General features: G+C 55.4%; 23 protein-coding genes and 1 pseudogene. 2 read left to right on the top strand and 22 right to left on the bottom strand.

Translation table 11 applies throughout. From position 1 onward, the window contains the following. Positions 1–241: 241 nt before the first annotated feature. A complete protein-coding gene (locus G5182_RS11520) occupies positions 242–571 on the bottom strand; it encodes a hypothetical protein (protein ID WP_227341068.1) in 330 nt (109 codons plus the stop codon). After that, complete coding sequence (locus tag G5182_RS11515; protein WP_227341069.1) at positions 568–2,574, bottom strand: reprolysin-like metallopeptidase; 2,007 nt, start codon at positions 2,572–2,574, stop codon at positions 568–570. The genes G5182_RS11520 and G5182_RS11515 overlap by 4 nt, the downstream gene beginning before the upstream one ends. Before the next feature lie 222 nt (positions 2,575–2,796). On the opposite strand from G5182_RS11515, the gene G5182_RS11510 reads away from it, so the two are divergent. Then, the gene (locus tag G5182_RS11510; RefSeq protein ID WP_047434271.1) at positions 2,797–4,008 is read left to right on the top strand and encodes an RsmB/NOP family class I SAM-dependent RNA methyltransferase; all 1,212 of its coding nucleotides are present in this window, start codon (positions 2,797–2,799) and stop codon (positions 4,006–4,008) included. A gap of 106 nt (positions 4,009–4,114) precedes the next feature. On the opposite strand, the gene G5182_RS11505 is transcribed toward G5182_RS11510, so the two are convergent. From G5182_RS11505 to G5182_RS11480, 6 genes and pseudogenes are all read right to left on the bottom strand, one after another. After that, the gene (locus tag G5182_RS11505; protein WP_227341070.1) at positions 4,115–4,504 is read right to left on the bottom strand and encodes a RidA family protein; all 390 of its coding nucleotides are present in this window, start codon (positions 4,502–4,504) and stop codon (positions 4,115–4,117) included. A 69-nt stretch (positions 4,505–4,573) separates the two neighbouring features. Beyond that, the gene (pflB, locus tag G5182_RS11500) at positions 4,574–6,868 is read right to left on the bottom strand and encodes a formate C-acetyltransferase (RefSeq protein WP_323912687.1); all 2,295 of its coding nucleotides are present in this window, start codon (positions 6,866–6,868) and stop codon (positions 4,574–4,576) included. A gap of 44 nt (positions 6,869–6,912) precedes the next feature. Continuing rightward, a complete protein-coding gene (gene tdcD / locus G5182_RS11495) occupies positions 6,913–8,121 on the bottom strand; it encodes a propionate kinase (protein ID WP_216951787.1) in 1,209 nt (402 codons plus the stop codon). Positions 8,122–8,322: 201 nt separating this feature from the next. Continuing rightward, positions 8,323–9,685, bottom strand: a pseudogene (gene tdcC / locus G5182_RS11490) (threonine/serine transporter TdcC). Positions 9,686–9,696: 11 nt separating this feature from the next. Beyond that, positions 9,697–10,701, bottom strand: coding sequence for a bifunctional threonine ammonia-lyase/L-serine ammonia-lyase TdcB (gene tdcB, locus G5182_RS11485; RefSeq protein ID WP_421254391.1), 1,005 nt, complete (start codon positions 10,699–10,701; stop codon positions 9,697–9,699). 359 nt (positions 10,702–11,060) lie between these two features. Beyond that, positions 11,061–11,405 carry a Grx4 family monothiol glutaredoxin gene (locus tag G5182_RS11480; RefSeq protein WP_005353650.1) on the bottom strand — a complete coding sequence of 115 codons (345 nt, stop codon included), beginning with the start codon at positions 11,403–11,405 and terminating at the stop codon, positions 11,061–11,063. A 288-nt stretch (positions 11,406–11,693) separates the two neighbouring features. Here G5182_RS11480 and sodB point away from each other — a divergent pair, with 288 nt between their 5' ends. Beyond that, the gene (gene sodB / locus G5182_RS11475) at positions 11,694–12,278 is read left to right on the top strand and encodes a superoxide dismutase [Fe] (protein ID WP_005334664.1); all 585 of its coding nucleotides are present in this window, start codon (positions 11,694–11,696) and stop codon (positions 12,276–12,278) included. 112 nt (positions 12,279–12,390) lie between these two features. Here the strand turns inward: sodB and G5182_RS11470 are convergent, their stop codons facing one another. The 14 genes from G5182_RS11470 to G5182_RS11405 form a co-directional block, all read right to left on the bottom strand. Beyond that, a complete protein-coding gene (locus G5182_RS11470; protein ID WP_216951790.1) occupies positions 12,391–13,203 on the bottom strand; it encodes an MlaA family lipoprotein in 813 nt (270 codons plus the stop codon). Positions 13,204–13,289: 86 nt separating this feature from the next. After that, complete coding sequence (gene ccmI / locus G5182_RS11465; RefSeq protein WP_421209524.1) at positions 13,290–14,558, bottom strand: c-type cytochrome biogenesis protein CcmI; 1,269 nt, start codon at positions 14,556–14,558, stop codon at positions 13,290–13,292. Next, a complete protein-coding gene (locus G5182_RS11460; protein WP_227341076.1) occupies positions 14,555–15,034 on the bottom strand; it encodes a cytochrome c-type biogenesis protein in 480 nt (159 codons plus the stop codon). The genes ccmI and G5182_RS11460 overlap by 4 nt, the downstream gene beginning before the upstream one ends. Positions 15,035–15,045: 11 nt before the next feature. After that, positions 15,046–15,576: a DsbE family thiol:disulfide interchange protein gene (locus G5182_RS11455; RefSeq protein WP_421254390.1), complete on the bottom strand. Its 531-nt coding sequence runs from the start codon at positions 15,574–15,576 to the stop codon at positions 15,046–15,048. Then, the gene (locus tag G5182_RS11450) at positions 15,573–17,528 is read right to left on the bottom strand and encodes a heme lyase CcmF/NrfE family subunit (protein ID WP_421254389.1); all 1,956 of its coding nucleotides are present in this window, start codon (positions 17,526–17,528) and stop codon (positions 15,573–15,575) included. The genes G5182_RS11455 and G5182_RS11450 overlap by 4 nt, the downstream gene beginning before the upstream one ends. Further along, on the bottom strand, positions 17,525–18,016 hold the full coding sequence (gene ccmE, locus G5182_RS11445; RefSeq protein WP_005344003.1) for a cytochrome c maturation protein CcmE: 492 nt from the start codon (positions 18,014–18,016) through the stop codon (positions 17,525–17,527). The genes G5182_RS11450 and ccmE overlap by 4 nt, the downstream gene beginning before the upstream one ends. After that, positions 18,013–18,219 carry a heme exporter protein CcmD gene (gene ccmD, locus G5182_RS11440; protein WP_005344002.1) on the bottom strand — a complete coding sequence of 69 codons (207 nt, stop codon included), beginning with the start codon at positions 18,217–18,219 and terminating at the stop codon, positions 18,013–18,015. Before ccmD ends, ccmE begins: the two co-directional genes overlap by 4 nt. 2 nt (positions 18,220–18,221) lie before the next feature. Then, positions 18,222–18,962, bottom strand: coding sequence for a heme ABC transporter permease (locus G5182_RS11435; protein ID WP_005344000.1), 741 nt, complete (start codon positions 18,960–18,962; stop codon positions 18,222–18,224). 173 nt (positions 18,963–19,135) lie between these two features. Next, the gene (ccmB, locus tag G5182_RS11430) at positions 19,136–19,804 is read right to left on the bottom strand and encodes a heme exporter protein CcmB (RefSeq protein ID WP_421254388.1); all 669 of its coding nucleotides are present in this window, start codon (positions 19,802–19,804) and stop codon (positions 19,136–19,138) included. Positions 19,805–19,809: 5 nt separating this feature from the next. Continuing rightward, positions 19,810–20,445, bottom strand: a complete 636-nt coding sequence (gene ccmA / locus G5182_RS11425) for a cytochrome c biogenesis heme-transporting ATPase CcmA (RefSeq protein WP_216951798.1) — start codon at positions 20,443–20,445, stop codon at positions 19,810–19,812. 293 nt (positions 20,446–20,738) lie between these two features. Next, the gene (locus G5182_RS11420) at positions 20,739–21,116 is read right to left on the bottom strand and encodes a DUF2802 domain-containing protein (RefSeq protein WP_168769852.1); all 378 of its coding nucleotides are present in this window, start codon (positions 21,114–21,116) and stop codon (positions 20,739–20,741) included. Positions 21,117–21,144: 28 nt separating this feature from the next. Further along, positions 21,145–21,633, bottom strand: coding sequence for a chemotaxis protein CheW (locus tag G5182_RS11415; protein ID WP_005343991.1), 489 nt, complete (start codon positions 21,631–21,633; stop codon positions 21,145–21,147). Positions 21,634–21,702: 69 nt separating this feature from the next. Continuing rightward, positions 21,703–22,575 carry a chemotaxis protein CheW gene (locus G5182_RS11410; protein WP_421254387.1) on the bottom strand — a complete coding sequence of 291 codons (873 nt, stop codon included), beginning with the start codon at positions 22,573–22,575 and terminating at the stop codon, positions 21,703–21,705. Further along, positions 22,572–23,366: a ParA family protein gene (locus G5182_RS11405; protein ID WP_005334696.1), complete on the bottom strand. Its 795-nt coding sequence runs from the start codon at positions 23,364–23,366 to the stop codon at positions 22,572–22,574. Before G5182_RS11405 ends, G5182_RS11410 begins: the two co-directional genes overlap by 4 nt. Between the last annotated feature and the right edge of the window lie 3 nt (positions 23,367–23,369).

Here is a 23,369-nt window from a genome sequence, read left to right as displayed (position 1 = left end):
GCCCTACCCTGGTGACAACAAGTATGGTGCAGCGTCAATTGACGATCTGCGTGACAGACAGAAAAGAAAATTCGCACAAAACTTCTGTCACGCTGAGACATCGTGCTACACCCACGCTCCCCATCTCAGGCGATACAGACTGACCCCATTCAACAACGGAAAAAAGTGAAGGCGCCATTGGCGCCTTCACGGATAGATAGGGGGCTGAATATCCCCCCATTTGGATTGGTTCGTTGGCGTATTACTGCTTATCCGCGCCCGATGCTATCGGGCAATGAATCACCATGCGCCGGTTAAACTCGCTGGCGTAGGCACTCAGTTTGGCATGCGTTTCGTGCTGGCCGGGCCTTATCACATCGCCCAATCCATCCAGATAACGCTTGCCACAGCGCGCCTTGGCCTCTGCCTGCTGCTCGGCTGCAATACCGGGGGCGAACTCTCCCCGCCCCGCGATCACGATGAGGCGGTAATCCTGCCTGGCAAGGTTTGCACTCAGCTCCTGCTCCAGGGTGCTGGCATCGACCCGACAACCGCCGAGCATGGCAAGCAGCAACAGGGGGATTCCCCTCATGTGCGCCTCCGTTGCCAGCCAAGCAGCGCCAGTGCTAGCGTCCACAATCCGAGCACCCCGCCACCACCACCGCCACCTGAATTAGAGCCACCTTGCACCAGAGGCAATTTGAGGGGACTGATGGCAAAGAAGATGTTGTCGCTGCAAGCCACTTTCAGCCTGACACTGCTGGTGAGGTTGCCCGGCAGGGTCACTGTGGCAGAGCCGCTGTTGGGCTGGCTGGAGACGAGGAGTGCCCAGCTAGCACCCTCGTCCTGGGTTACAGATATATCCACCTTGCTGCAACTGATGGGTGGCAACGTGGTGCCAGCCACGTCCCATGTCAGTGACTGACTCCCCCCGGGCGTGAGGGTGACCCCGGAAATTGGGCTGGTGATGCGAAATGCTGTGCCGGTATTGACCACCTGCACCTTCATGTCATCGCTGGCAACGCCACCCTGACCATCTCGCACCGTCAGTCTGAAATTGAGATCCCGGTTGGTGGTCGGCCAGGCCTCTCCTTTGGCAAGCGTGCCGGAGAGCAGGGATGGCAAACTCGGCAGGATCCGCTCCGGCGATGCCGTGGGAGAGACAAAACGAAACAGCGGCCGGGAGCCATCGTCAACCATGGTAGCGACGCTGCTCGATTCGGTGCCTTTGTCGATCTGCTCCCAGTTGAAGAGCAGAGGGTTACCATCCAGATCCGCCCCCGCCCCCTTCAGGGCAAAGGGCGTATTGGCCGGGATCACATAATCGTTGCCGGCCGCAACCTGCGGAGCATTATTGCTCAACGCGAGCGTGGTTCCGCAGGTCGATTCGCTCGCCATATGAGCTCGCATCTGCTCGATGGACTTGCTATGGAAATAGGGATCGCTGTGTGGCTGGATATTCTCCTCACCGCAGATGCCGGCATAGGCCATGATGGAGCTGCCACTGCCCGGCTCCCAAGCTTGCTCCTCAGCACGGTTACCCGCACCACAATTGCCGGTCGTGCCGTTGAAGGTATGCTCGGCACCAAACTGGTGGCCAATTTCATGGGCCACATAGTCTATAAAGAAAGCATCACCGACTGGTTCTTTTGAACCCGTCATGCCAGATGACTTGGCGCCATAGGCGTAATAGGGTGGCAGGGTATCAACACATAACACCCCCAAACTCGCCAAACCACCGCCTCCAGTATTGAGGACATGGCCGATATCAAATGCCCCCACATCCCCGGCAGCAAACGCCTGAGCCTGCACATCTACGTTCAGATCAGCATCCGCATTGGTGTTATCAAAGGGATCACTGGCCGGATCGGTAAAGACCAGGTTGTCATTGCCACTGGCCAATACAAACTCTGCCCCCACATCCTGTTGATAGACCTGATTCACCCGGTTGAGCAGGGTTGTGATGGCCGCCATGGTCAGTACCCTGGAGCCTCCGTGGTATCGGGTATATTCCCCCGTCGCCGAAATGGCGATGGTGTAGCGCTTACGCACATTACCATCCACCTGCACCCTTTGCTGCAACGCCCTGTCGGCATCATGGCCAAGCACCTTGTCCGCCTCATCCTCCAGGCGACTATGGGCATCCTGCTGGTAATAGACGGCATACCCTTCGGCATTGCGCAGCGGATCGACAAACACCATCTTGCCCTGATGGCTGAACATGGCATGGAAACCCTGTGGCCCCAGATCGAAGCGCCCCGTCTCTATCGGATGCGCCGGGTTGTACCCCTTGAAGGTGCGGATCTGCGGATACTTGGCGGCAAGATCTGCAGGCAGCAAGTCGTAGGCTTCCAGAGCAAAGGTGACCTCCCCCCCATCGGGCAGCGGCAGGGTCAGCTCACTCACCCCGGCTTGCAGTCCGGCAAAATAGTCGAGCGGCACCTTGGCCACTCGAAACTGATTGGCCCGCACCTCATAACCTTGCTCCGCAGTCGCTCTGGCGGCTACCGTGCTCCACTCGCTGGCCATCAGGCTGGTTGAGCCCAGCATGCTGGCAACCAGCAAGGCCACCCTAGAGTATTTCGTCACATGCATTGTTTTTAGTCCTTTTATTAATGCAATCGCCTGAATTGCGGCCTGTACTTTATTTTTATTCGGCCACATCAATACAAAGCTGAAGCAACCCTTTCCACCATTCCCGAGTGGGAGTGTTGCGCCAACCCCGTCTAACCCCTATCATTGCGCGGATTTGTCAATTTTAGAACTGCTCCTCTTCACAAAGGTGCGGTTCATCTTTATCTGGCCAAGGTTAATCTCATGCTCAAATCCCCACTGTTGCCCCGTTTCGGGGATCTGGTCGTTGCCATTGTTGACGATGTGCTCGGTCAGGGTCTTACCCTCGACCGCGCCTATGCCCGTCACTTCTCCGGCATCGAACTCAAACCGCAAGAACAGGCAAGGATTGCCCTGGTCACCGGCGACCTGCTGCGCCGTCTCAGCCTCTATTGTTTCCTCACCGGTATTCAGGTGCGTCAGGCCGAAAAGAATGTCTGGCCACTGCTGCACAGCTGGCACGCCTTCCACAAAATTGCCCAGCCCAATCACCCGACCCTGGATCGCTTCAATGAAGAAGCATTCCGCCGCCGTCTGACCGAGGCGAAGAAGAACCCGGTATTGATGGATGGTTGCCCGAGCTGGCTGGAGAAACTGGGTAGCGAGCAGCTGGGTGAAGCCTGGCCTGCCGAGCGTGCCGCCCTGGCCTGGATGCCCAAGCGCTACCTGCGGGTCAACACCCTCAAGTGCACCCGTGATGAACTGCAAGCCATGCTGGCCAAAGAGCAGGTCACCACCATTCCGGTTGAAGGTGTGGAGACTGCCCTGCAGGTCACCTCTGACGCCGCCCTGTTCCGTACCAAGGCCTTTGCCGATGGTTGCTTCGAACAGCAGGACGCTGGCTCCCAGCTGGTTGCTGCCGCTTTGGAAGTTGCCCCAGGCATGCGGGTGATCGACGCCTGCGCCGGTGCCGGTGGCAAGACCCTGCATATCGCCGCCATGATGCAGGGTAAAGGCCGTCTGCTGGCAATGGATGTGGAAGAGTGGAAGCTGGAGAACCTCAAGCAGCGCGCCCGTCGCGCCGGTGCCCACAACGTGGAGACCCGGGTCATCACCAGCAGCAAGACCGTCAAGCGCCTCAAAGAGAGCGCCGACCGCGTACTGCTTGACGTGCCCTGTTCCGGTCTTGGCGTACTCAAGCGCAATCCGGATGCCAAGTGGCGTGATACCGCCGAGCGTCTGCCGGTGCTGGTCGCGCTGCAAGAAGAGATCCTGCAGCGTTACAGCCAGATGGTGAAAGTCGGCGGCCTGCTGGTCTATGCAACCTGCTCCATCCTGCCCGAGGAGAACCGCCAGCAGGTGGACAAGTTCCTCGCCGCCAACGAAAACTTCCGTCTGCGTGACGATCACACCGTGAGCCCGTCCGAGACCGGCTTCGACGGCTTCTACATGGCTCGTATCGAACGGATCGCCTGATCCAGAATGACCTGCTCCTTGCGCCCTTATCGCGCACGGCGGGTTCGATGAAAAAAGAGCGGCAGGCCTCGAGCTGCCGCTCTTTTTATTGATAAGGATCGCCGCGTCAGGACTCCAGCGCAGCAATCGCCTCTATCTCGATCTTCACATCCTTCGGTAACCGAGCCACTTCTACGCAGGAGCGAGCCGGATACATGGCATCGTGCTCGGTGAAGAAGTCGTTGTAGACCCGGTTGACCGCAGCAAAGTCGTTCAGATCCGAGACAAACACCGTGGTCTTGAAGATGTTTCGCACCTCGCCGCCTGCCGCCTCGACAATCGCCTGTACGTTTTGCAGGGAGCGCAGGGTCTGCGCTTCGATCCCCTCCGCAACGTCGCCGCTCACCGGGTCCAGCGGGATCTGACCGGAGGTGTAGAGGATGTTGCCAATCCGGGTGGCCTGCACATAGGGGCCGATGGCGCCCGGCGCCGCTTTGGTAGTGATAACCTGTCGCATCTGTTACTTCCTCGTGCTGACAAACAAAAAGTAGGCCCGGAGCAAGCCTGCTCACCCCGGGCATGAGAGTTACATCATGTTGGTGAAAGTTCTGGAGATGACGTCCTGCTGCTGCTCGCGGGTCAAGGCGTTGAAGCGCACCGCATAGCCGGAGACCCGGATGGTCAGGCTGGGGTACTTGTCCGGATTGTCGATGGCATCCAGCAGCATCTCGCGGTTCATCACGTTGACGTTGAGGTGCTGCCCCCCTTCCACATCCCGCTCGTGATGGAAGTAGCCATCCATCAGCCCCACCAGATTGTTCTCGCGATTGGCGGGTTCCTTGCCGAGCGCCCCCGGCACGATGGAGAAGGTGTAGGAGATCCCGTCCTTGGCGTATTTGAACGGCAGCTTGGCCACCGAGGCGAGCGAAGCGACCGCCCCCTTGCTATCCCGACCGTGCATCGGGTTGGCCCCCGGGGCAAACGGGGCACCGGCGCGGCGGCCATCCGGGGTGTTGCCGGTCTTCTGGCCATAGACCACGTTGGAGGTGATGGTCAGGATCGACTGGGTCGGTACCGCATTGCGGTAGGTCGGCAGCGCCTGGATCTTCTTCATGAAGCGCTCGACCAGATCGCAGGCAATGGAGTCGGCCCGCTCGTCGTTGTTGCCGTACTGGGGATACTCCCCCTCAATCACGAAATCGACCGCCAGCCCGTCAGCATCGCGCACCGGCTTGACCCGGGCGTACTTGATGGCCGCCAGCGAATCGACCGCTACCGACAGACCGGCAATGCCGCAGGCCATGGTGCGATAGACGTCGCGATCGTGCAGCGCCATCAGCGAGGCCTCATAGCTGTACTTGTCGTGCATGTAGTGGATCAGGTTCAACGCGCTGATGTACTGCACCGCCAGCCAATCCATAAAGCTGTCGAGGCTGGCCATGACGGTCTCGTAATCCAGCACCTCGTCCATGATGGGCGCCACTTTCGGACCAACCTGGATCTTCAGCTTCTCGTCCACGCCGCCGTTGATGCAATAGAGCAGGGTCTTGGCCAGGTTGGCGCGTGCACCGAAGAACTGCATCTGCTTGCCGATCACCATGGGGCTCACGCAGCAGGCGATGGCGTAGTCATCGCTCTCGAAGTCGGTGCGCATCAGGTCATCGTTCTCATACTGCAGGGATGAGGTATCGATGGAGACGCGGGCGGCATAGGTCTTGAAGGCCCGCGGCAATCCTTCCGCCCAGAGGATGGTGAGGTTGGGCTCGGGCGCCGGCCCCATGGTCTTGAGGGTGTGGAGGTAGCGGAAGGAGTTCTTGGTCACCAGGGTGCGACCATCCAGCCCCATGCCGCCGATCACCTCGGTGGCCCAGATGGGATCGCCGGAGAAGAGAGAGTCAAACTCGGGGGTGCGCAGGAAGCGCACCATGCGGATCTTCATGATGAAGTGATCGACCAGCTCCTGGGCATCCTGCTCGCTGATAAGCCCCGCCTTCAGATCCCGCTCGATATAGATGTCGAGGAAGGTGGCGGTGCGACCGAGGGACATGGCCCCGCCATTTTGCGACTTCACCGCCGCCAGATAGGTAAAGTAGAGCCACTGGACTGCCTGCTGGGCAGTGCGTGCCGGCCCGGAGATGTCAAAGCCGTAGTTGGCCGCCATCTGCTTGATCTGCACCAGTGCCCGCTTGTGCTCGGCCAGCTCCTCGCGCTGGCGGATCACCTGCTCCAGCTGCTCTCCCCGCTCAAGCGCCGGTTGCAGATCGGCAAACTGCAGCTCCCGCTCACGGATTAGATAATCTATGCCATAGAGCGCGACCCGACGATAATCTCCGATAATGCGACCACGGCCGTAACCATCCGGTAAACCGGTCAAAATTCCCGATTTTCGGCAGCGCAACATCTCGTGAGAGTAGACGTCGAACACGCCCTGGTTATGGGTTTTGCGCAATTCGCTGAAGGTATATTCAAATTCGGGATCCATCTCCCGGCCATATGCTTCAAAAGAGCTGCGGATCATATTTACTCCGCCAAATGGATGCAGTGCTCTTTTAAGGGGCTTGTCGGTTTGCAGGCCAACGATTTTTTCCAGCCCCTGCTCGATATAACCCGGCCCGTGGGCAGTAATGGTCGTGGCAATATTGGTATCAAAATCGACCGGTGCGTGGGTGGCATTCTCGATACGGATCCCCTCCATCACCTTATTCCACAAAGTGGTGGTCGCTTCGGTCGCATCTGCTAAAAACTGTTCGTCACCTTCATAGGGGGTGTAGTTCTGCTGGATAAAATCACGGACGTTGATCTCGTGCTTCCAGTTTTCACCGGCAAACCCTTGCCATGCCTGACGGAATTTATCCTGATCCAATTGCATATCAACTTTCATCAAATAAACCTCATTCACTACTCATGACACTACAGTGGAAGATGTCAGACGCACTCGGCCTGACGAACCAGCTGCCCCAGACGAATGGCATCCAGTGCGATCATTTTCTCTTCATTGGTGGGAATAACCGCCGCCAGCACCATGGACTCTGCCGCCGAAATCACCCGGCAGCCCTCGCTATTGGGACGCTGGTTAAACGGCTCACTGATCGCTACGCCAAATACCTGAAGTCGTTCGCATACCAGCTTTCTGATAAAGGCCGAGTTCTCGCCGATCCCGCCGGTGAAAATAACGGCATCCAGCCGGCGCAATGAGGTGGCATGGCCGCCGATATGGCGGGCAATACGATGGACAAAAGCGTGAATGGCCAATTTTGCCCCGGGATGTCCTTCGTGATAGGCAGCTTCCAATACCCGCATATCGGAGGAGAGCCCCGAAATACCCAGCAGGCCGGACTGCTTGTTCAATACCCGCTCGATATCCTCGATGGATTGCCCCGTCTTGCTGGCGATATAGGCCAGCGCGCCAAAATCGATATCACCGCTGCGGCTGCCCATGATCAGCCCCTCCAGCGGCGTCATCCCCATCGAGGTATCGACGCTCTTGCCATCCTGTACTGCGCAAACAGAGGCGCCATTACCCAGATGAGCAATGACCAGACCGGCATCGTGGCCATTCAACCCAAGGAAGGAGACCGCCTGCTCGGCGACATAGCGATGGGAGGTGCCATGGAAGCCATAGCGGCGCACGCCATAATCCTGCAGATATTGGTAAGGCAGCCCATAGATATAGGCTTCCGGCTTCAGGGTCTGGTGAAAACCGGTATCAAATACCGCAATTTGGGGTTGTGTGGGAAATAGCTGACGAGCCGCCATCACACCACTCAAATTGGCGTGATTGTGCAGGGGAGCCAAGGGTGACACCTGCTTTATTTTGGCCAATACATGTTCATCAATGATCACGGCTTCGCTAAATTCACTGCCACCATGAGCAATGCGATGACCCACCAGTGCAATGGCATCCAGCAGATCCCGTTTTTTCAATTCCGCCGCGATGGCAGCCAATGCACAGGTGTGGTTATTTTCAGCTAATGACATTGCGGGCTCTTTACCCACTTGCAATTGGGGATGGGCCGTCTCAATACCATCCGCCATACCGGATATCACCACCTCGCAGGTTTTACTATCCAGTACCGAGAATTTGACCGACGAAGAGCCGCAATTGATAACCAGAACCAACGAATCAAACTTCATTACATCGCCTCGATATTTATGCTGTCGAGTCACTGCTGTCAGAACATATTTACCACTGTGTTTAGTGGCCAAATAACGGATAGCCTTGCCCTCGGCCCAAATAATTGGGCCAACCAAGAACCGGTTATTGCGCGCTTCTGACTACGCCATGCAGACCCCGCCAAGGGGATCTGAATGGCTGATGACTTGCAGAAAAGGTTTTCAGAACAGCTTGGAAACAATATTCAGGATGGTCAGTACACCGATGATGGTGACAAACAGGTTGCTGGCCTGACCTTTATATTTTGCCAGTGCCGGTGTCTTGCTCACCGCATACATCGGTAGCAGACAGAGCAGGGAAGCGATGATCGGCGCCCCCATGGCCTCAATCAGGTCGAGGATGTTGGGGTTCACATAAGCGACCAGCCAGGTCGAACCCATGATGAACAACATACTGACCATGTTGAGTTTTTTACTGGAAACCTTGCTCTTGTCGCCCTGGTAGCCAAAGCGGAGGATAAGGCCGTTCAACCCTTCCAGCGTCCCCAGATAGTGGCCAAAGAAGGATTTGAAGATGGCAACCAGCGCAATGATGGACGCCGCATGATGGCAACCAGCGCAATGATGGACGCCGCATACTCCAAAGTGGTGGCAAACGCAGACTTGCTGCCCGTCATTGAGGAGAAGTGGTTGGCCAGATAGGAGAGCACCGGAATGTTCTGGGCTTTGGCTTCCGCCATATTTTGCGGTGACAGGGTAAAGAGGCAGCTGAAGGCAAAGAACATCACCACGGCCACCATCAGCATGCTGGCACCGGAGATAATCTTCGAGCAGCGCTTCTCGGTAAAATCACGCCCGAACTCCTGCTCATACTCTTCCCGTTTGGAGACAATGAAAGAGGAGACAATCGGCGAGAAGTTGAAGGAGAAGACCATGATGGAGATCCCCAGCCAGACGGTAACCAGAATACCATCGTGACCAAACATCGCTATCTCGCTCAGATTGACCTGATCAAAGACGGCACTGTTCCAGTACGGGACGAGGGAGAGAGAGATAACGATCAGACTGGCAATAAAGGGAAAGACCAGATAACTCATCACCTTGACCATCAGATCTTTACCGAAGTAGATCACGAATGCCATCAACATCAACAATGCCAGTGCAACCACACCTCGATTAAGTGGAACCAACTGTAGTTGATGTTCCCAGAATGCCATGAAGGTATTGGTGATCGTCACACCATATATCCACAGCAGTGGGCAGATGGCAAAGAAATAGAGGAAGGTAATTACTACCCCCCCATTTTTCCAAAATGCTCTTCAACGGTCTCGGTAATATTTGCCGATGGATTACTGCCAGAAAGACATAATCTGGCCAACGCTCTGTGGCAATAAAATGCAATGGGGTAAGCTAGCACCAGCATGATTAATATTGGGATCAGGCCACCATATCCGGCCCGGATTGGAAAGAACAAGACCCCCGCCCCGATAGCAGTACCGAACAGACCTAATCCCCATGTGGTATCCGATTTACGCCATGCACGCGTATTCTCTTTACTGCCGGTGACAACACTGTCTAATATCATGACTGCATTCCTTACAGGCTAAATTGACGAATATTGTTCTGTTCGATAATTTCGGCGATCCTGGTCAGATCAATATTGCCACCCGAAATAATGCTGACGGTCTTTTTACCTTCGACATAATGTTTCAGCTTGCCACTGAGCAGCGCTGCCGAGGCCAGAGCTCCCGCCCCTTCGGTAATCACCTTGTTGCGCTGAATAAGGTCAATCATGCTATGACGAATATCATCCTCGGTGACCAGTACAATATCATCCACCAATTGTTTGACGATTTCGAAGGTCAGTGAACCGGGTCTTGCCACATCACAGCCATCGGCCAGCGTGCTGCTGGTTCTGTGATTGGTAATGGTGCCTGCGTAGTATGAAGCCGCCATGCCGTGGACATTCTCCGACTGCACGCCAATCACCCGGATAGTCGGGTTGATGGATTTGATGGCCATGGCGACACCGGCAATCAGACCACCACCGCCAATCGGCACTATGATGTTATCGACATCATACAAATCTTCGATAATTTCCAGGCCGATGGTTCCCTGGCCGGCAATCACTTTTGCATCGTCAAAGGGGGGGATAAATACGCGGCCTTCCATCTCCACGATTTCGCTGACTTTGGCAATGGTGTCATTGAAGCTATTTCCATGGATGATCACTTTGGCTGAATAGTCACTGGTTGCAGCAATTTTTGATTTGGGTGCGCAGCAAGGCATGACCACCTTGGCATCAATTCCCAGCATGGCACTGGACAAAGATACCCCCTGCGCGTGATTACCGGCAGAGCAGGCGACAACACCTTTTTGACGATCCTCCAGACTTAATGAACTGAGTTTGTTGAAGGCACCGCGAATTTTAAAAGAGCCTGTACGTTGCATGTTTTCAAGCTTGAGGTAAACCTCGCCATGGCAACGTTCACTGATGTAGTTAGAGGGTAATTGCGCGGTCTTGTATATATGGTTGGTCAGTCTTTTTTTGGCTTCGGTAATATCATGAAGACCAATGGGCAGATTGCTATACATCTTCATCGCAAATCTCTTTTTATTTATTAATTTGTAGGGTTTTATTTCACTGGGCGAAGCGATACTAGGTTCTATCACTTGCAATTAATGTGAGTATAAACACAAAAAAATCTACAAAGAGACTGCGTTACGGTGAAATTATCAAAAAATGTGATGGCAGCAACACTTGAATCCAAAATGATTAAAAAAAGTAATCGCAGATTGGAAAATCAATATGATTAACAACTCCAAAACAAAGCGGCAAAGATTAGATTTTTCAGGGCGAACGCGTTGCTTTTTGCAACCGGCAATCAGTTGCTTGCCTGCCAGAACCGGGATAATAAAAAAGGAGCCGATGTGGCTCCCTATCGACAACACAGGACCGATTACTCGGCTGCTGCATCATCTTTCTTGTACTTGGCAGCAGTCTCTTTGATCAGAGCCTGCAACTCGCCAGCCTGGAACATCTCGATCATGATGTCACAGCCACCGATCAGCTCACCTTCAACCCACAGTTGCGGGAAGGTCGGCCAGTTGGCGAATTTTGGCAATTCGGCGCGGATATCCGGATTCTGCAGGATATCAACGTAGGCAAACGGCTCGCCGCAGGACATCAGAGCCTGGGAGGCCTGGGCAGAGAAGCCACAGCTGGGTAGCTTGGGGGAGCCCTTCATGTAGATGATGATGGGGTTGTCAGCCAGCTGCTGCTTAATCTTTTCAATAGTTTCCATAGGTGCCTCACTAGAGCGATTTCGGCGGCCATTCTACTGCAATCTTGCCCGAGCACAAACTGACAAAGGGGTGACCCGGCTCGAATTGTGCAAAGAACCCACACAGGATTGATCGCGATCATGGCGCCAATCAAGAGTTGTTAGGCCATCTTTGATACTGCTACAATCCCTTGGCTTTGGGCTACCCAGCCCCATCATTTTAAAAACAACTCTTTTCACATATAGAAAAGAGTACGCAATGTCTTGCAACCGTCGCCTTCGCACGGTCCAGCCAATGGAGAGTAGAAAATGGCATTCGAACTTCCCGCTCTGCCCTATGCAATCAACGCTCTGGAACCGCACATCTCCCAGGAAACTCTGGAATATCACCACGGCAAGCACCACAACACCTACGTGGTCAACCTGAACAATCTGGTGCCGGGTACCGAGTTTGAAGGCAAGTCTCTGGAAGAGATCATCAAGACCTCCAACGGCGGCATCTTCAACAACGCCGCCCAGATCTGGAACCACACCTTCTACTGGCACTGCCTCTCCCCGAATGGCGGTGGCGAGCCGACTGGCGCCCTGGCTGATGCTATCAACAAGGCATTCGGCTCCTTCGCCGAGTTCAAAGATGCCTTCACCAAATCAGCCATCGGCAACTTCGGTTCCAGCTGGACTTGGCTGGTGAAAAAAGCTGACGGCTCTCTGGCTATCGTCAACACCTCCAACGCTGGCTGCCCGCTGACTGAAGCCGGTACCACCCCGCTGCTGACCGTTGACCTGTGGGAGCACGCCTACTACATCGACTTCCGCAACCTGCGTCCGAAGTACATGGAAACCTTCTGGGCTCTGGTTAACTGGGAATTCGTGGCCAAGAACTTGGCTGCCTAATCAGCCTCGCTTGCCAAAACGCCCCGCACTGCGGGGCGTTTTTTTATATCTAGATGGCTGCGTAAATGAAAGAGGCGCCCGCAGGCGCCTTTTACATATCGAGATAGCCAGTTTACTGGTCCAGCTCGTCCATGTATTCATCCAGATTGGCATCGTCGGCCTGCTCTTGCTGAGACGCTTTCAGCTCGGTCTGCTTGCCCGTCACCTTGCCCTGGTTATATTGCAGGTAGAAGTCCTTGGTCAGCGCATAGGGGTCGAGGGAGTTGTCGATGATCCGCTCCTGATCGATCAGCTTGGCGCGATTGCCCAAGCCATCCAGAACCCAATGAGTAACCCTTAACGGGATAGTCAGCAAGGCATAGGGGAAGTAGATGGTGTCAATGGTGTCACCAACCAGCTCCCGAGTGGTGGTCGGGCCGTAGACAGGCACCATGATGTAGGCACCATTACCGATATCGGCCCTGCCCAGCACTGTGTCCATCTCCAGCTTGTTGCGCTCGAGACCGGCATGTTTGGCCACATCGAAGATACCCAGCAGACCGACGGTGGTGTTGAGGGTAAAGCGCCCCAGGTTGGTCCCCGCCCCCTTCAAATCACCGGTGATCAGGTGGTTCACCATGCTGCTCGGTTCATCAAAGTTGGCAACAAAGTTGGCAATGCCATCCTTCACCCCCACCGGAATATAGCGAGCGTAAGCATGTACCACAGGACGTGCTACATAGGGCTCCAGCACATCATAATTGACCGCCCACATGGCACGGTTTGCTCCCTGGAAGGGATCACGCGGGTCGGCCGCCGTACTGGTGGCGCCCGGACGATTCATACCGGGATTGAGATCCAGACTCTCTGGGCCAGGCTTGGGCGGGCCACCGGCACAACCAGCCAGCAAGAGGGCTGCCAGTATGGCCCCTGAACGAAGATACATATGATTGTCCTGACGTTTTATTTTGATTTATCAGAAGTATAGATAACCCGGCCCCTATCAAGGAGCCGGGTTATTCAAAGGACATATTAGAGGGCGTGATCGATACGGATGTCAATCGGAGCAGTAGGGGTCTCGGCCGTCTTGACCGGCACGGATACCCCTTCGAAGGCTCCTTCCTTGTTCATCACATTGCCACCGCGGGAGAGACGTGCCTTGAACTGCAGTTCTGGATACGCTTCCAGCTTGCTGCCCTCCATCATGGCGTCACCATCCCCCAGTGAAAGGGTGACAGGCAGGGTTGGCCCAGCGATACGTTTCACCGCGATGGGCATGGGTGGTCCGTTGGGCACCACGGCAAAGACGAAGAGGTGAGCATCTTCCGGCATCTGGATGCCCGCAGCCAGCGTGATGTGGATGGGGAACTCTCCCTCATTAACGTCAGACTGCTTTACCTGCTCTGTTCCCGTTTTGGCTGCGCCTGAATTCGTCACCTCTATGCCACGCTGCTTGAGCTGCGTGCGGGCATACTCCATGGAGCGCTCAACCATCACATAACGGGGAGAGCCTTTTTCCATCAAGGGCAACATCGCCTGCCAGCGAGACAGCGCGGTCTGGAAGTCCTCTTTCTGCAGCGCCATAAAGGCATAGACGGAGCGCGCCTCGATATTATCAGGCTCCTGCGCGATGGCTGCACGCAGCAGTGCATCGGCCTGCACCTCCTCCCCCGTCATCATCAGCGCTTGGGCATAGGGCACCGCCACCAGCGATTTCTGGGGAGCAAGCTTGTAGGCACGCGACAGCGCATCGTTGGCCATCTCGGGATCATTGCCATCCAGCGCCAAGCGTCCCAGCAGCAGCCAACCGCGGTAGTCGTTCGGTTCATCCTTTAGGCGGGTACGCAGTGCCAGCGTGAAGTCCAGCAGATCCTGCTCGGTTACCTGGGCATCACGCTCCACAAGAATCCGGTTGCTGAGCTCACCAAGACGGCTGCTGGCATCCTGCCAGCGGCTCACCTCCTGCCATGAACCCAGCTTGTAGTAGATACCCAGGCTCACCACCACCAGCACCAGCACACCTGGGATCCAGCTCAGACTCTTGCCACTGCGGGCTGTCTGCTCCACATCGGGAATATCATCCAAGAGGCTGCGCTGCAACTCGACCAGCGATTCGGGCTCCTCGGCAAGCACACCCTGCTCTCGCTCCTCGCCAATCTCTAGCAAGCGCTGACGATAGAGCTGTTTGTTGAGCGCCGAGCGACTGATGCTCTGGTTTCCCTCACTGCGCCACAACGGTAACACCAGAGCCAGACTCACCAGCACCAGCAGGGCCGCAATCACAATCCAAAAGGCGGTCATTGTTTCTCTTCCTCTTTGAGCAGCTCGGCCAGGCGACGCTGCTCTTCATCGCTCAGGGTGCTTTCCACAGGCTCTGACGTTGCCGCAGAGCGTCGGCTACGTATCACCACCACGCCGATGCCGATAACGATCACTAACAGCGGGCCAAGCCAGAGGATCAGGGTCGATGCCATCAGGGGCGGGTTATAGAGGATAAAGTTGCCATAGCGGGCAACCATATAGTCCACGATCTCCTCTTTATCCTTACCCTCGCGCACCATCTGGTAGGTCTTGTCACGCAAGTCCTTGGCCAGCCCCGCATTGGAATCGGCGATATCCTGGTTCTGGCACTTGGGGCAGCGCAGCTCTTTGGTCAGTTCGCGAAAGACCTGCTCCTGATTGTCGTTATCGAAGGTGTAGACATCGATAGCAGCCATGACCGGCGTTTGTACCACCCATCCCAGCAACAGCAGCAGGGAAGCAATAAATACTCTCATCAGGACTCCCCTCACTTCATGGCATCAAAGATGGGTTTGAGGGTCGACGCCCAGTTCTCGGGGTTGATGTCCCCCACGTGGCGATAACGGATGATCCCCTTGCTGTCGATAAAGAAGGTCTCCGGCGCGCCATATACCCCGAGATCCAGCCCCAGCATGCCGTCCGGATCATAGAGGTTGACCTGATAGGGGTTGCCCAGCTCCGCCAGCCATTTGATCGCCTTGTCGCGCTCATCCTTGTAGTTCATGCCGATGATGGGAATGCCCTGCCCCGCCAGCTGTTTGAGGTAGGTGTGCTCGCCATAGCAGGTGGGACACCAGGTAGCCCAGACGTTGAGCAACATGGGCCGGCCGGTCAGGATGGTGCGATCGTGCTGTTTGTTCAGATCGTAAATGTCCTGCAGGGTAAACACCGGTACCTCCTTGCCCACCATCACAGATTCGAGCTTGGTGGGATCGGAGTAGAGCCCCTTGAACAGGAACACAGCCCCCAGCAAAAAGACGATAAAGGGAATTAAAAACAACCAGACCTTTTTGTTCATGCCTTGGCTTCCTCCTCACGACGGCCGAAACGGTAACGCTTGTCGAGCATCGCCAGCACGCCACCGATAGCCATAAAGACGCCGCCGAACCAGATCCAGCGCACGAAAGGCTTGTAGTAGATCCTCAATGCCCAGGCATTGTTGTCTAGCTGCTCGCCAAGGGCCGCATAAAGATCTCGCGTGAAACCGGCATCAATGGCCGCTTCGGTCATCGGCATCCGGGTCACTGTGTACATCCGCTTCTCGGGTTTGAGCAGGGCTACCTGTTTGCCATTCTTGTGTACTTCCAGCACGCCTTTGAAGCCATCATAGTTGGGGCCATTCTTCTCCTTGATACCGGTGAAGACGAACTCGTAATCAGCAAAGTGCACCCGATCACCCGCCTGCATCCGCAGATCCTTCTCGATGCTGTAGTTCTGGGTACAGGCGATGCCTATGATGCTGACTGCCAGCCCCACATGGCCAAGGATCATCGCCCAGTGACTGTTGCCAAGCTTGCGCACACCGACCGCAAAATGGTGCTTGTGGGTGGCCCGCACCCAGGTCTCCTGCAGGCTGGTAACGATGATCCAGACCCCCAGACCAATCCCCACCGCCGCCCACGGCTTGAAGGTTTCGGCCAAGAGCAGCGGCAACAGCAGGGCTGCAGCCAGGCTCAGCACCAGCGCAAGGATCACTTTGCCCTTGAGCTCGCCAAGCTCCTGGCGGCGCCAGCGAAACAGCGGACCAACCCCCAGTAGCAGAGCAAACGGAATGATCAGCCAACTGTAGATATGGTTGAAGAAGGGGGTACCGATAGAGATGCTCCCCAGCCCCAGCTCCTTGTGCACCAGCGGTAACAAGGTGCCTAACAGCACGGTGAGCAGGCCCGCCACCAGCATGATGTTGTTGGCCAGCAGCAGGGTTTCGCGACTCCACAGCTCATGCTTGCCGTGACTTTTCACCTGCGAACCTTTAAAGGCAAACAGCAGCAAGGATGAGCCGATCACCGCCAGCAAAAAGCCGAGAATAAACAGGCCGCGGGTCGGGTCGGAGGCAAACGCATGAACCGACACCAGCACGCCGGAGCGCACCAGGAAGGTACCGAGCAGGCTCAACGAGAAGGCCGAGAGGGCCAGCAGCACGGTCCACGCCTTGAAGGTTGCGCGCTTCTCGCTCACCGCAAGCGAGTGCAGCAGGGCCGTACCCGCCAGCCAGGGCATGAAGGAGGCGTTTTCTACCGGATCCCAGAACCACCAGCCGCCCCAACCGAGCTCGTAGTAGGCCCACCAGGAGCCCAGCACGATGCCGAGGGTCAGGAATACCCAGGCCGCCATGGTCCAGGGGCGCGACCAGCGGGCCCAGGTTGCATCGAGACGACCGGTCATCAATGAGGCTATGGCGAAAGCAAACGCCACCGAGAATCCCACATAGCCCATGTAAAGCATCGGTGGATGGAAGATCAGACCCGGATCCTGCAGCAGCGGATTGAGGTCGCGGCCATCGACCGGAAAATAGGGCAAGGTGCGGGTGAAGGGATCAGAGGTGAACAGCACGAACGCGGTGAAGCCGACCGAGATCAGCCCCAACACGCCAAGCACCCGCGCCACCGCATCGAGCGGCAGACGGCGGCTGAACATGGCCACCGCCGCAGTCCAGCCGCCCAGGGTCAGCACCCACAGCAACAAAGAGCCCTCATGGGCGCCCCATACTGCGGAAATGCGATAGGCAAGCGGCAGCAGGCTGTTGGAGTTAGTGGCCACATACTGCACGGTGAAGTCGTTGTCGATAAAGGCCCAGGTCAGGCAGAGAAACGACAGCAGCAGTAACAAAAACTGGGCATAGGCGAGCGGACGCGCTGCCGACATCATGCCAAGACGCCCCCAACTTGCACCAAGCAGCGGATAGCTACCCAGCAACAGAGAGGTCGCAAAGGCCAGGATCAGCGCAAACTGTCCTAATTCCGGGATCATGGCTTATTCCCCTTCAACTGCGCATCAGTGTATTCCGGTTTGAAGTGCATGCCACTGGTGGCATCGGCCACTTCTGGCGGCATGTAGTTTTCATCGTGTTTGGCCAGTACCTCGAAGGCTTCGACCGTGGTGGCATCTTTGAGAGTTCCTTGCGCCACAATCCCCTGCCCCTCGCGGAACAGATCCGGGAGGATGCCATCAAATTGCACCATCACCTGATGACCACCATTGTCGATCAGGTTAAAGCTGACCTTGAGGCTGTTCGGATCACGCTTGACTGTGCCGGGGACCACCAGACCACCAATGCGCAGGCGCTGCCCCTCTTCCGGTTTGATCTTGTCCGGCCCCTTCCCTTCCACCAGCTCGCTCGGGGTATAGAAGAGGTCGATATTCTGACTGAGGGCGTAAAGCACCAGCCCGCTCACGGTAGCGAGGCCCAGCGTGATGGCCAGAATAATGGTGAGGCGTTTTTTGCGTCTCGGGTTCATAGGGTGTTCTCCATCTGCCGAGCTGCCTTGCGACGGCTCTCGCGTGCCTGCTTGCTGCGTAACTCATTAAACAGACTACGGGTTTTCATACGGGTGGAAATGATGATACCGACCAGACAGAGCAAGGTCAGTCCGAAGGAGAGCCAGACGTAAAAGGCGTAACCGCCCATCGCCAGAAAGTCACTGAATGAGGCAAAGTACATGCTTACTTCTCCTGCTCGGCAATCTCTTGAACCCAGGGACGATGCCACTCCCGCATCAAGAGCTCGTTTCGAAAACGCATCAGGGTAAGGGCCCCGAGAAAGGCAGCAAACGCCAGGATCATGATGAGTAATGGCCAAAGCATCTCGGGAGAGATAGAGGGTTTGTCAAACTTGGTAATAGTGGCCCCCTGGTGCAGGGTATTCCACCACTCAACCGAGTAGTGAATGATGGGGAGATTGATCACCCCGACCAGCGCCAGAATGCCGGCGGCACGGCCAGCAACAACCTTGTCACTGAAGGCGTTGTAGAGGGCAATCACGCCAAGATAGAGAAACAGCAGGATCAGCTCGGAGGTGAGCCGTGCATCCCACACCCACCAGGTTCCCCACATGGGTTTGCCCCAGGCTGCACCGGTAAACAGTGCAATAAAAGTGAACACGGCACCGACAGGAGCAATAGCCGCCACTGTCATGTCCGCCATCCGCAGTTGCCATACCAGCCCGATAAAGGCTGCCACAGCCATGGTAGAGTAAGCTCCCATTGAAAGAATGGCGGAAGGAACATGGATATAGATGATCCGGAAGGAGTCACCCTGCTGATAATCGGCGGGGGCAAAAGCCAGCCCCCAAACAGTGCCGATGATGAACGACAGCAGACTTATCACGGCAAACCAGGGCAACAGGGTCCCAGCCAACCGATATGCCCGTTCGGGTTTAGCGTAAGGGTGCAACCATTTCCACATAACTCACAAACCTTTTTGTTATTAATTGTTTGGCGAGGCCTAAACATACTGACCTCGGGATAACATCAAATACCTCGAAAGCAATAAGCGGCAATCCGCTTGATCCATCGCAACTTTATTTCAGGAAAAGAAAGCCCCCACACGAAACCACACTGCGTTCTACCAATAGACCATCAGTTAAGACTGACCCTCAAGGCAGCCGAAACGGCCAGTGGCGTTAGCGTCAAGGCACCAACCATCATGGCGGCCAGAATGGCAAGCTGACCGCCATAGGGCAAGCCCATCCCCGCCGCATCAATAGCAGAGGTAGCAAAAATCAGCACCGGAATATAGAGCGGCAGGATCAGCAGACTGAGCAGCACTCCACCTTTGCGCAGTCCGACCGTAAGGGCTACACCGACCGCACCGAGCAGGCTCAGCACCGGAGTGCCGAGTGCCAGAGTGGCGACTACCGCCAGATAACTGTCCATATCCAGCGACAGCAAAATCGCCAGCAAGGGCGAAATCAGCAGCAGCGGCAATCCAGTCAGTAACCAGTGAGCAATCACTTTGGCCAGCGCCAGCAACCCGAGTGAATGGGGCATCAACATCAGCTGCTCCAGCGAACCGTCGCCAAAGTCGTCGCGAAACAGCCGCTCCAGCGACAGCATGGCCGCCAGCAAAGCCGCAACCCAGATGATGCCGGGAGCAATGCGAGCCAATAACTTGGGCTCAGGGCCGATACCGAGTGGGAACAGGGTGATGACAATAAGGAAAAACCAGAGCGGGTTAAGAATATCTGCACGCTGGCGCAGGGCCATCAATAACTCGCGGTGGATCAAATACATGACGGCACGCAACATCGAAACTACTCCTGCAGCAAGGGCGTAAGCGAGAGTGTTTTCAGTCGACCCTGCATCAGCGTCATATCCTGATGAGTGGTGAGGATCACCATCCCCCCCCGCTCGGCATGAGCCAGAAACAACCTCTCCAGCACCTTGACCCCCTGCTTATCAATGGCGGTAAAAGGCTCATCCAGGATCCAGAGAGCCGGTTTGTCACTGAGCCAGAGCCTGGCCAGAGCCACCCGACGCTGTTGACCTGCCGAGAGCTGTCCGGTCGGGTTCTCTTCAAAACCGGCCAACCCAACCTGGGCAAGCACCTGCCACAAATCCACTGTCTGCCGGGATACATGATGCAGCTTCTGATAAAAGGCGAGATTTTCGAGCGGAGTCAAGGCAGCTTTGACCCCGGGCTGATGACCGAGATAGAGCAGATTGGCATGGTACTCATCACGGCAATGGCGAATATTTTCACCATTCCAGCACACTTCACCGGAAAACGGCTGAGACAGGCCAGTCAGCAGACGCAGCAGGCTGGTCTTGCCAACCCCGTTGGGACCTTCAATTTGCACCAGATCACCGGGAACTACCGCAAAGGAGAGATGTTCAAACAGAGTGCGATCTTCACGCACGCAGCTCAGATTGTTAACTTGAAGCAGCATGGAGATTTTTTCAGAGAAAATGAAGCGGCTTGCATCTTAACACAGTATTGGAATACGTCTTTTCCAAGATGCCCTTCATCCACTGTTTTTGTGGAGAAGATCGCGCACAAGGAAAAATAGGCGTGGAAAATGATGACAATCAAAGGCATCCAAATAGATCAAACTGGAAACCTCATAACAAACCAGTATTAGCAAATAACTATTCTTCTCGATCACTGTACATGGCGCTCCATGAAAGAGCGCCATACATGCAACAGAAAAAATTCAGGAAGGCAAGTTGCCTTCCTGAATCATCAAGAGCGGCCTTTTCGCAACGATATCAAGAGCTCGGCTTCTGCCTTTGGCAACTCGCACTCACTCATGACCTCATCAAGGTCGGCGCCCAGTTCGACCATCTTGGCCGCTCGACTGTAAAGCCGTCGCTCGGGATCCTGCATGGTCAATTCTTGCTGGCGTTCATTGACCTGCTGCATCGCCCCTTCTACCGACTGTAACCGCTGTCCCATGCCGATGGCGCCGGTATGAAGCTCCATCATCTGCTTGCGCAAGCTTTCCAACTGACCTTGCAGCGTTGCCACACTAGCCTCGGACTCCTGCTTGCTACGCTTGCTCTTGAACCAGATATAAGAGGCAAACGCCAAGGCAATCAGGGACAACCCCAAGGCAACCATCTCGATTATCAAAACATCACCTTACTTATCAGAGGGAACCGATATCTTCCCACTCTTCATCGGAGAGCAGCTTGTTCAAGTCAACCAGGATCAGCAGTTGCCCATCACGGTTGCTGACCCCCTGAATGAACTTGGCGCTCTCTTCGGTACCTACAGCTGGAGCAGCATCGATTTCGGAAGATTTCAGATATACCACTTCTGCCACGCTGTCGACCATGATGCCAATCACCTGCTTCTCGGCTTCGATGATCACAATCCGGGAATTTTCGCTCACATCGCCGGAAGGCAGACCGAAACGGGAACGGGTATCGATGACAGTCACCACATTGCCACGCAGGTTGATGATCCCCAGTACGTACTCAGGCGCACCCGGCACCGGTGCAATTTCGGTGTAGCGCAACACCTCCTGAACCTGCATCACATTGATGCCATAGGTTTCGTTTTCCAGCTGGAAGGTTACCCATTGCAGCACTTCATCTTCGGCCAGATTCTGTGCGATATTGCGCTTTTCTGTCATGTTTTTATTCCTTTTATGAAAACGTCTACTGCTAAAACTAGCAATAAAACAGCTCGATTGCAGAAGTTATCAGCGACCTTCTATGTTAACCCCACGCTCCAGCAACAAGAGCAGTTCACGAACGTGTAACAGGGCACACATTTTTTCTTTGACCATGCCCGCCAACCAAGGGCGCTTGCCCTCCTGATGGCGCCATTTAACCTGGTCACGGTGTAACAATTCAGTCCCTTTGAGATGGTGGCAGGCTAATCCCCACGGCGATTCACCAAGCATAATCAGATACTTGTAATCATCCATCTCGAGATGCTGACCCGGCATGACCCACTGGGCGGTATCGACCACATTCATCTTCTGCTCGCGAGAGGTCATGATCCCCTTGTACCAGCCCGGCTGGCCAAACAGGGAGGTGATCTCGCCCAACTGGTGAATACCACCAAGCTCGGTCAACGGCACCGCAAACGTCACGCCCGCGACTTCAAAAAAGAGGGCCTGAAACTCTTTACCGGTATCGATATTCTCCCAAGTGACAGGTTCAGTGGCTTCTACCGGAGCAACCTCCAGCGCAGTTTTAGTCAAGATGGTGGTGTGGGGCTCTGCAACTTCGGGCAGCAGCACCTCCTCAGGCCATTCAGGCTCTACCGGCAACAATGACTCCTCGGCCACAATCTCCAATGGGGCCGTCAGTGTCACCTCCTGGGTGAAGGCATCATTTTCAAACTGAACTTGTCCCACCTGAGCCAACAGTTCGCCAAGCTGGGCAAGGCGTGGATCACTTTCCAAATAAGGTGCAGCAACCACCTCGGGGACGCTGTGGGGCTGACGTTGCAACTGTAAAACAGGGGCGGATTGAACCTCTTCCACCTCATCCAGCACCAGCGGCTCATCGAGCAGCAGGGAGTGGAAATAGTCATCCATCGCCCGTACTTGAATGGTATCTCTCATGCCGTCACCTCATGAACCCGTTGCCGCTCAAGGGCATCAAGATGGTTGAGCAGCGTCTCATAGGCATAGGTTCCACGACTCCCGGGAGAATAGATAGACGGGGGGATATGCAGCAAGCTGGCATCCCGAAACTTGGTATCAATAGGGATCACCGCATTCCACACTGAATCTCCATATTGATCCTTGATCGACTTCAAGGTCATCAGAGAGGCACGGGTGCGCTTGTCGAACATAGTCGGGATCACGGTATAACGGAATTTGTCACGCTTGGAACGCTGCATGATCTCGAATGTCTTCATCATCCGCTCCAATCCTTTGAGAGCGAGAAACTCGGTCTGAACCGGCACAAGAATACGATCGCAGGCAGCCAGCGCATTGACCATCATCACCCCAAGCACAGGCGGGCAGTCGATCAGCACATAATCATATTGATCCTGAATGCGCAGCAGCGCCCGCTTCAGCACCAGCCCCATTCCCTCACGATTTCCCATTACCCGATCAAGAGTCGCCAGGGTAATAGATGCGGGTAGTAAATTGATATTCTCGAACTTGGTCTTGAGCGTCAGTTTATTGACAAGCTCGGCTGTCGGTTTGACAGCTTGAAACAACTCATAGAGGGTTCCATCCAGACGATCTGAATCAAAATCAAGATATGCAGTCAGCGAGGCGTGAGGATCGGTGTCAATCAACAGCACTCGCTGACCACGCTGGGCCAGGATCCCGGCAAGCGAGACCACTGTGGTGGTTTTACCCACACCACCTTTCTGGTTGGCAACCGTCCAAACAATCACTGT

Source organism: Aeromonas sp. 600948, from assembly GCF_049174875.1.
Lineage (GTDB): Bacteria > Pseudomonadota > Gammaproteobacteria > Enterobacterales > Aeromonadaceae > Aeromonas > Aeromonas veronii_A.
The sequence above is the reverse complement of the archived record's forward strand: the minus strand, read 5'-3'. Positions and strand labels throughout refer to the sequence as shown.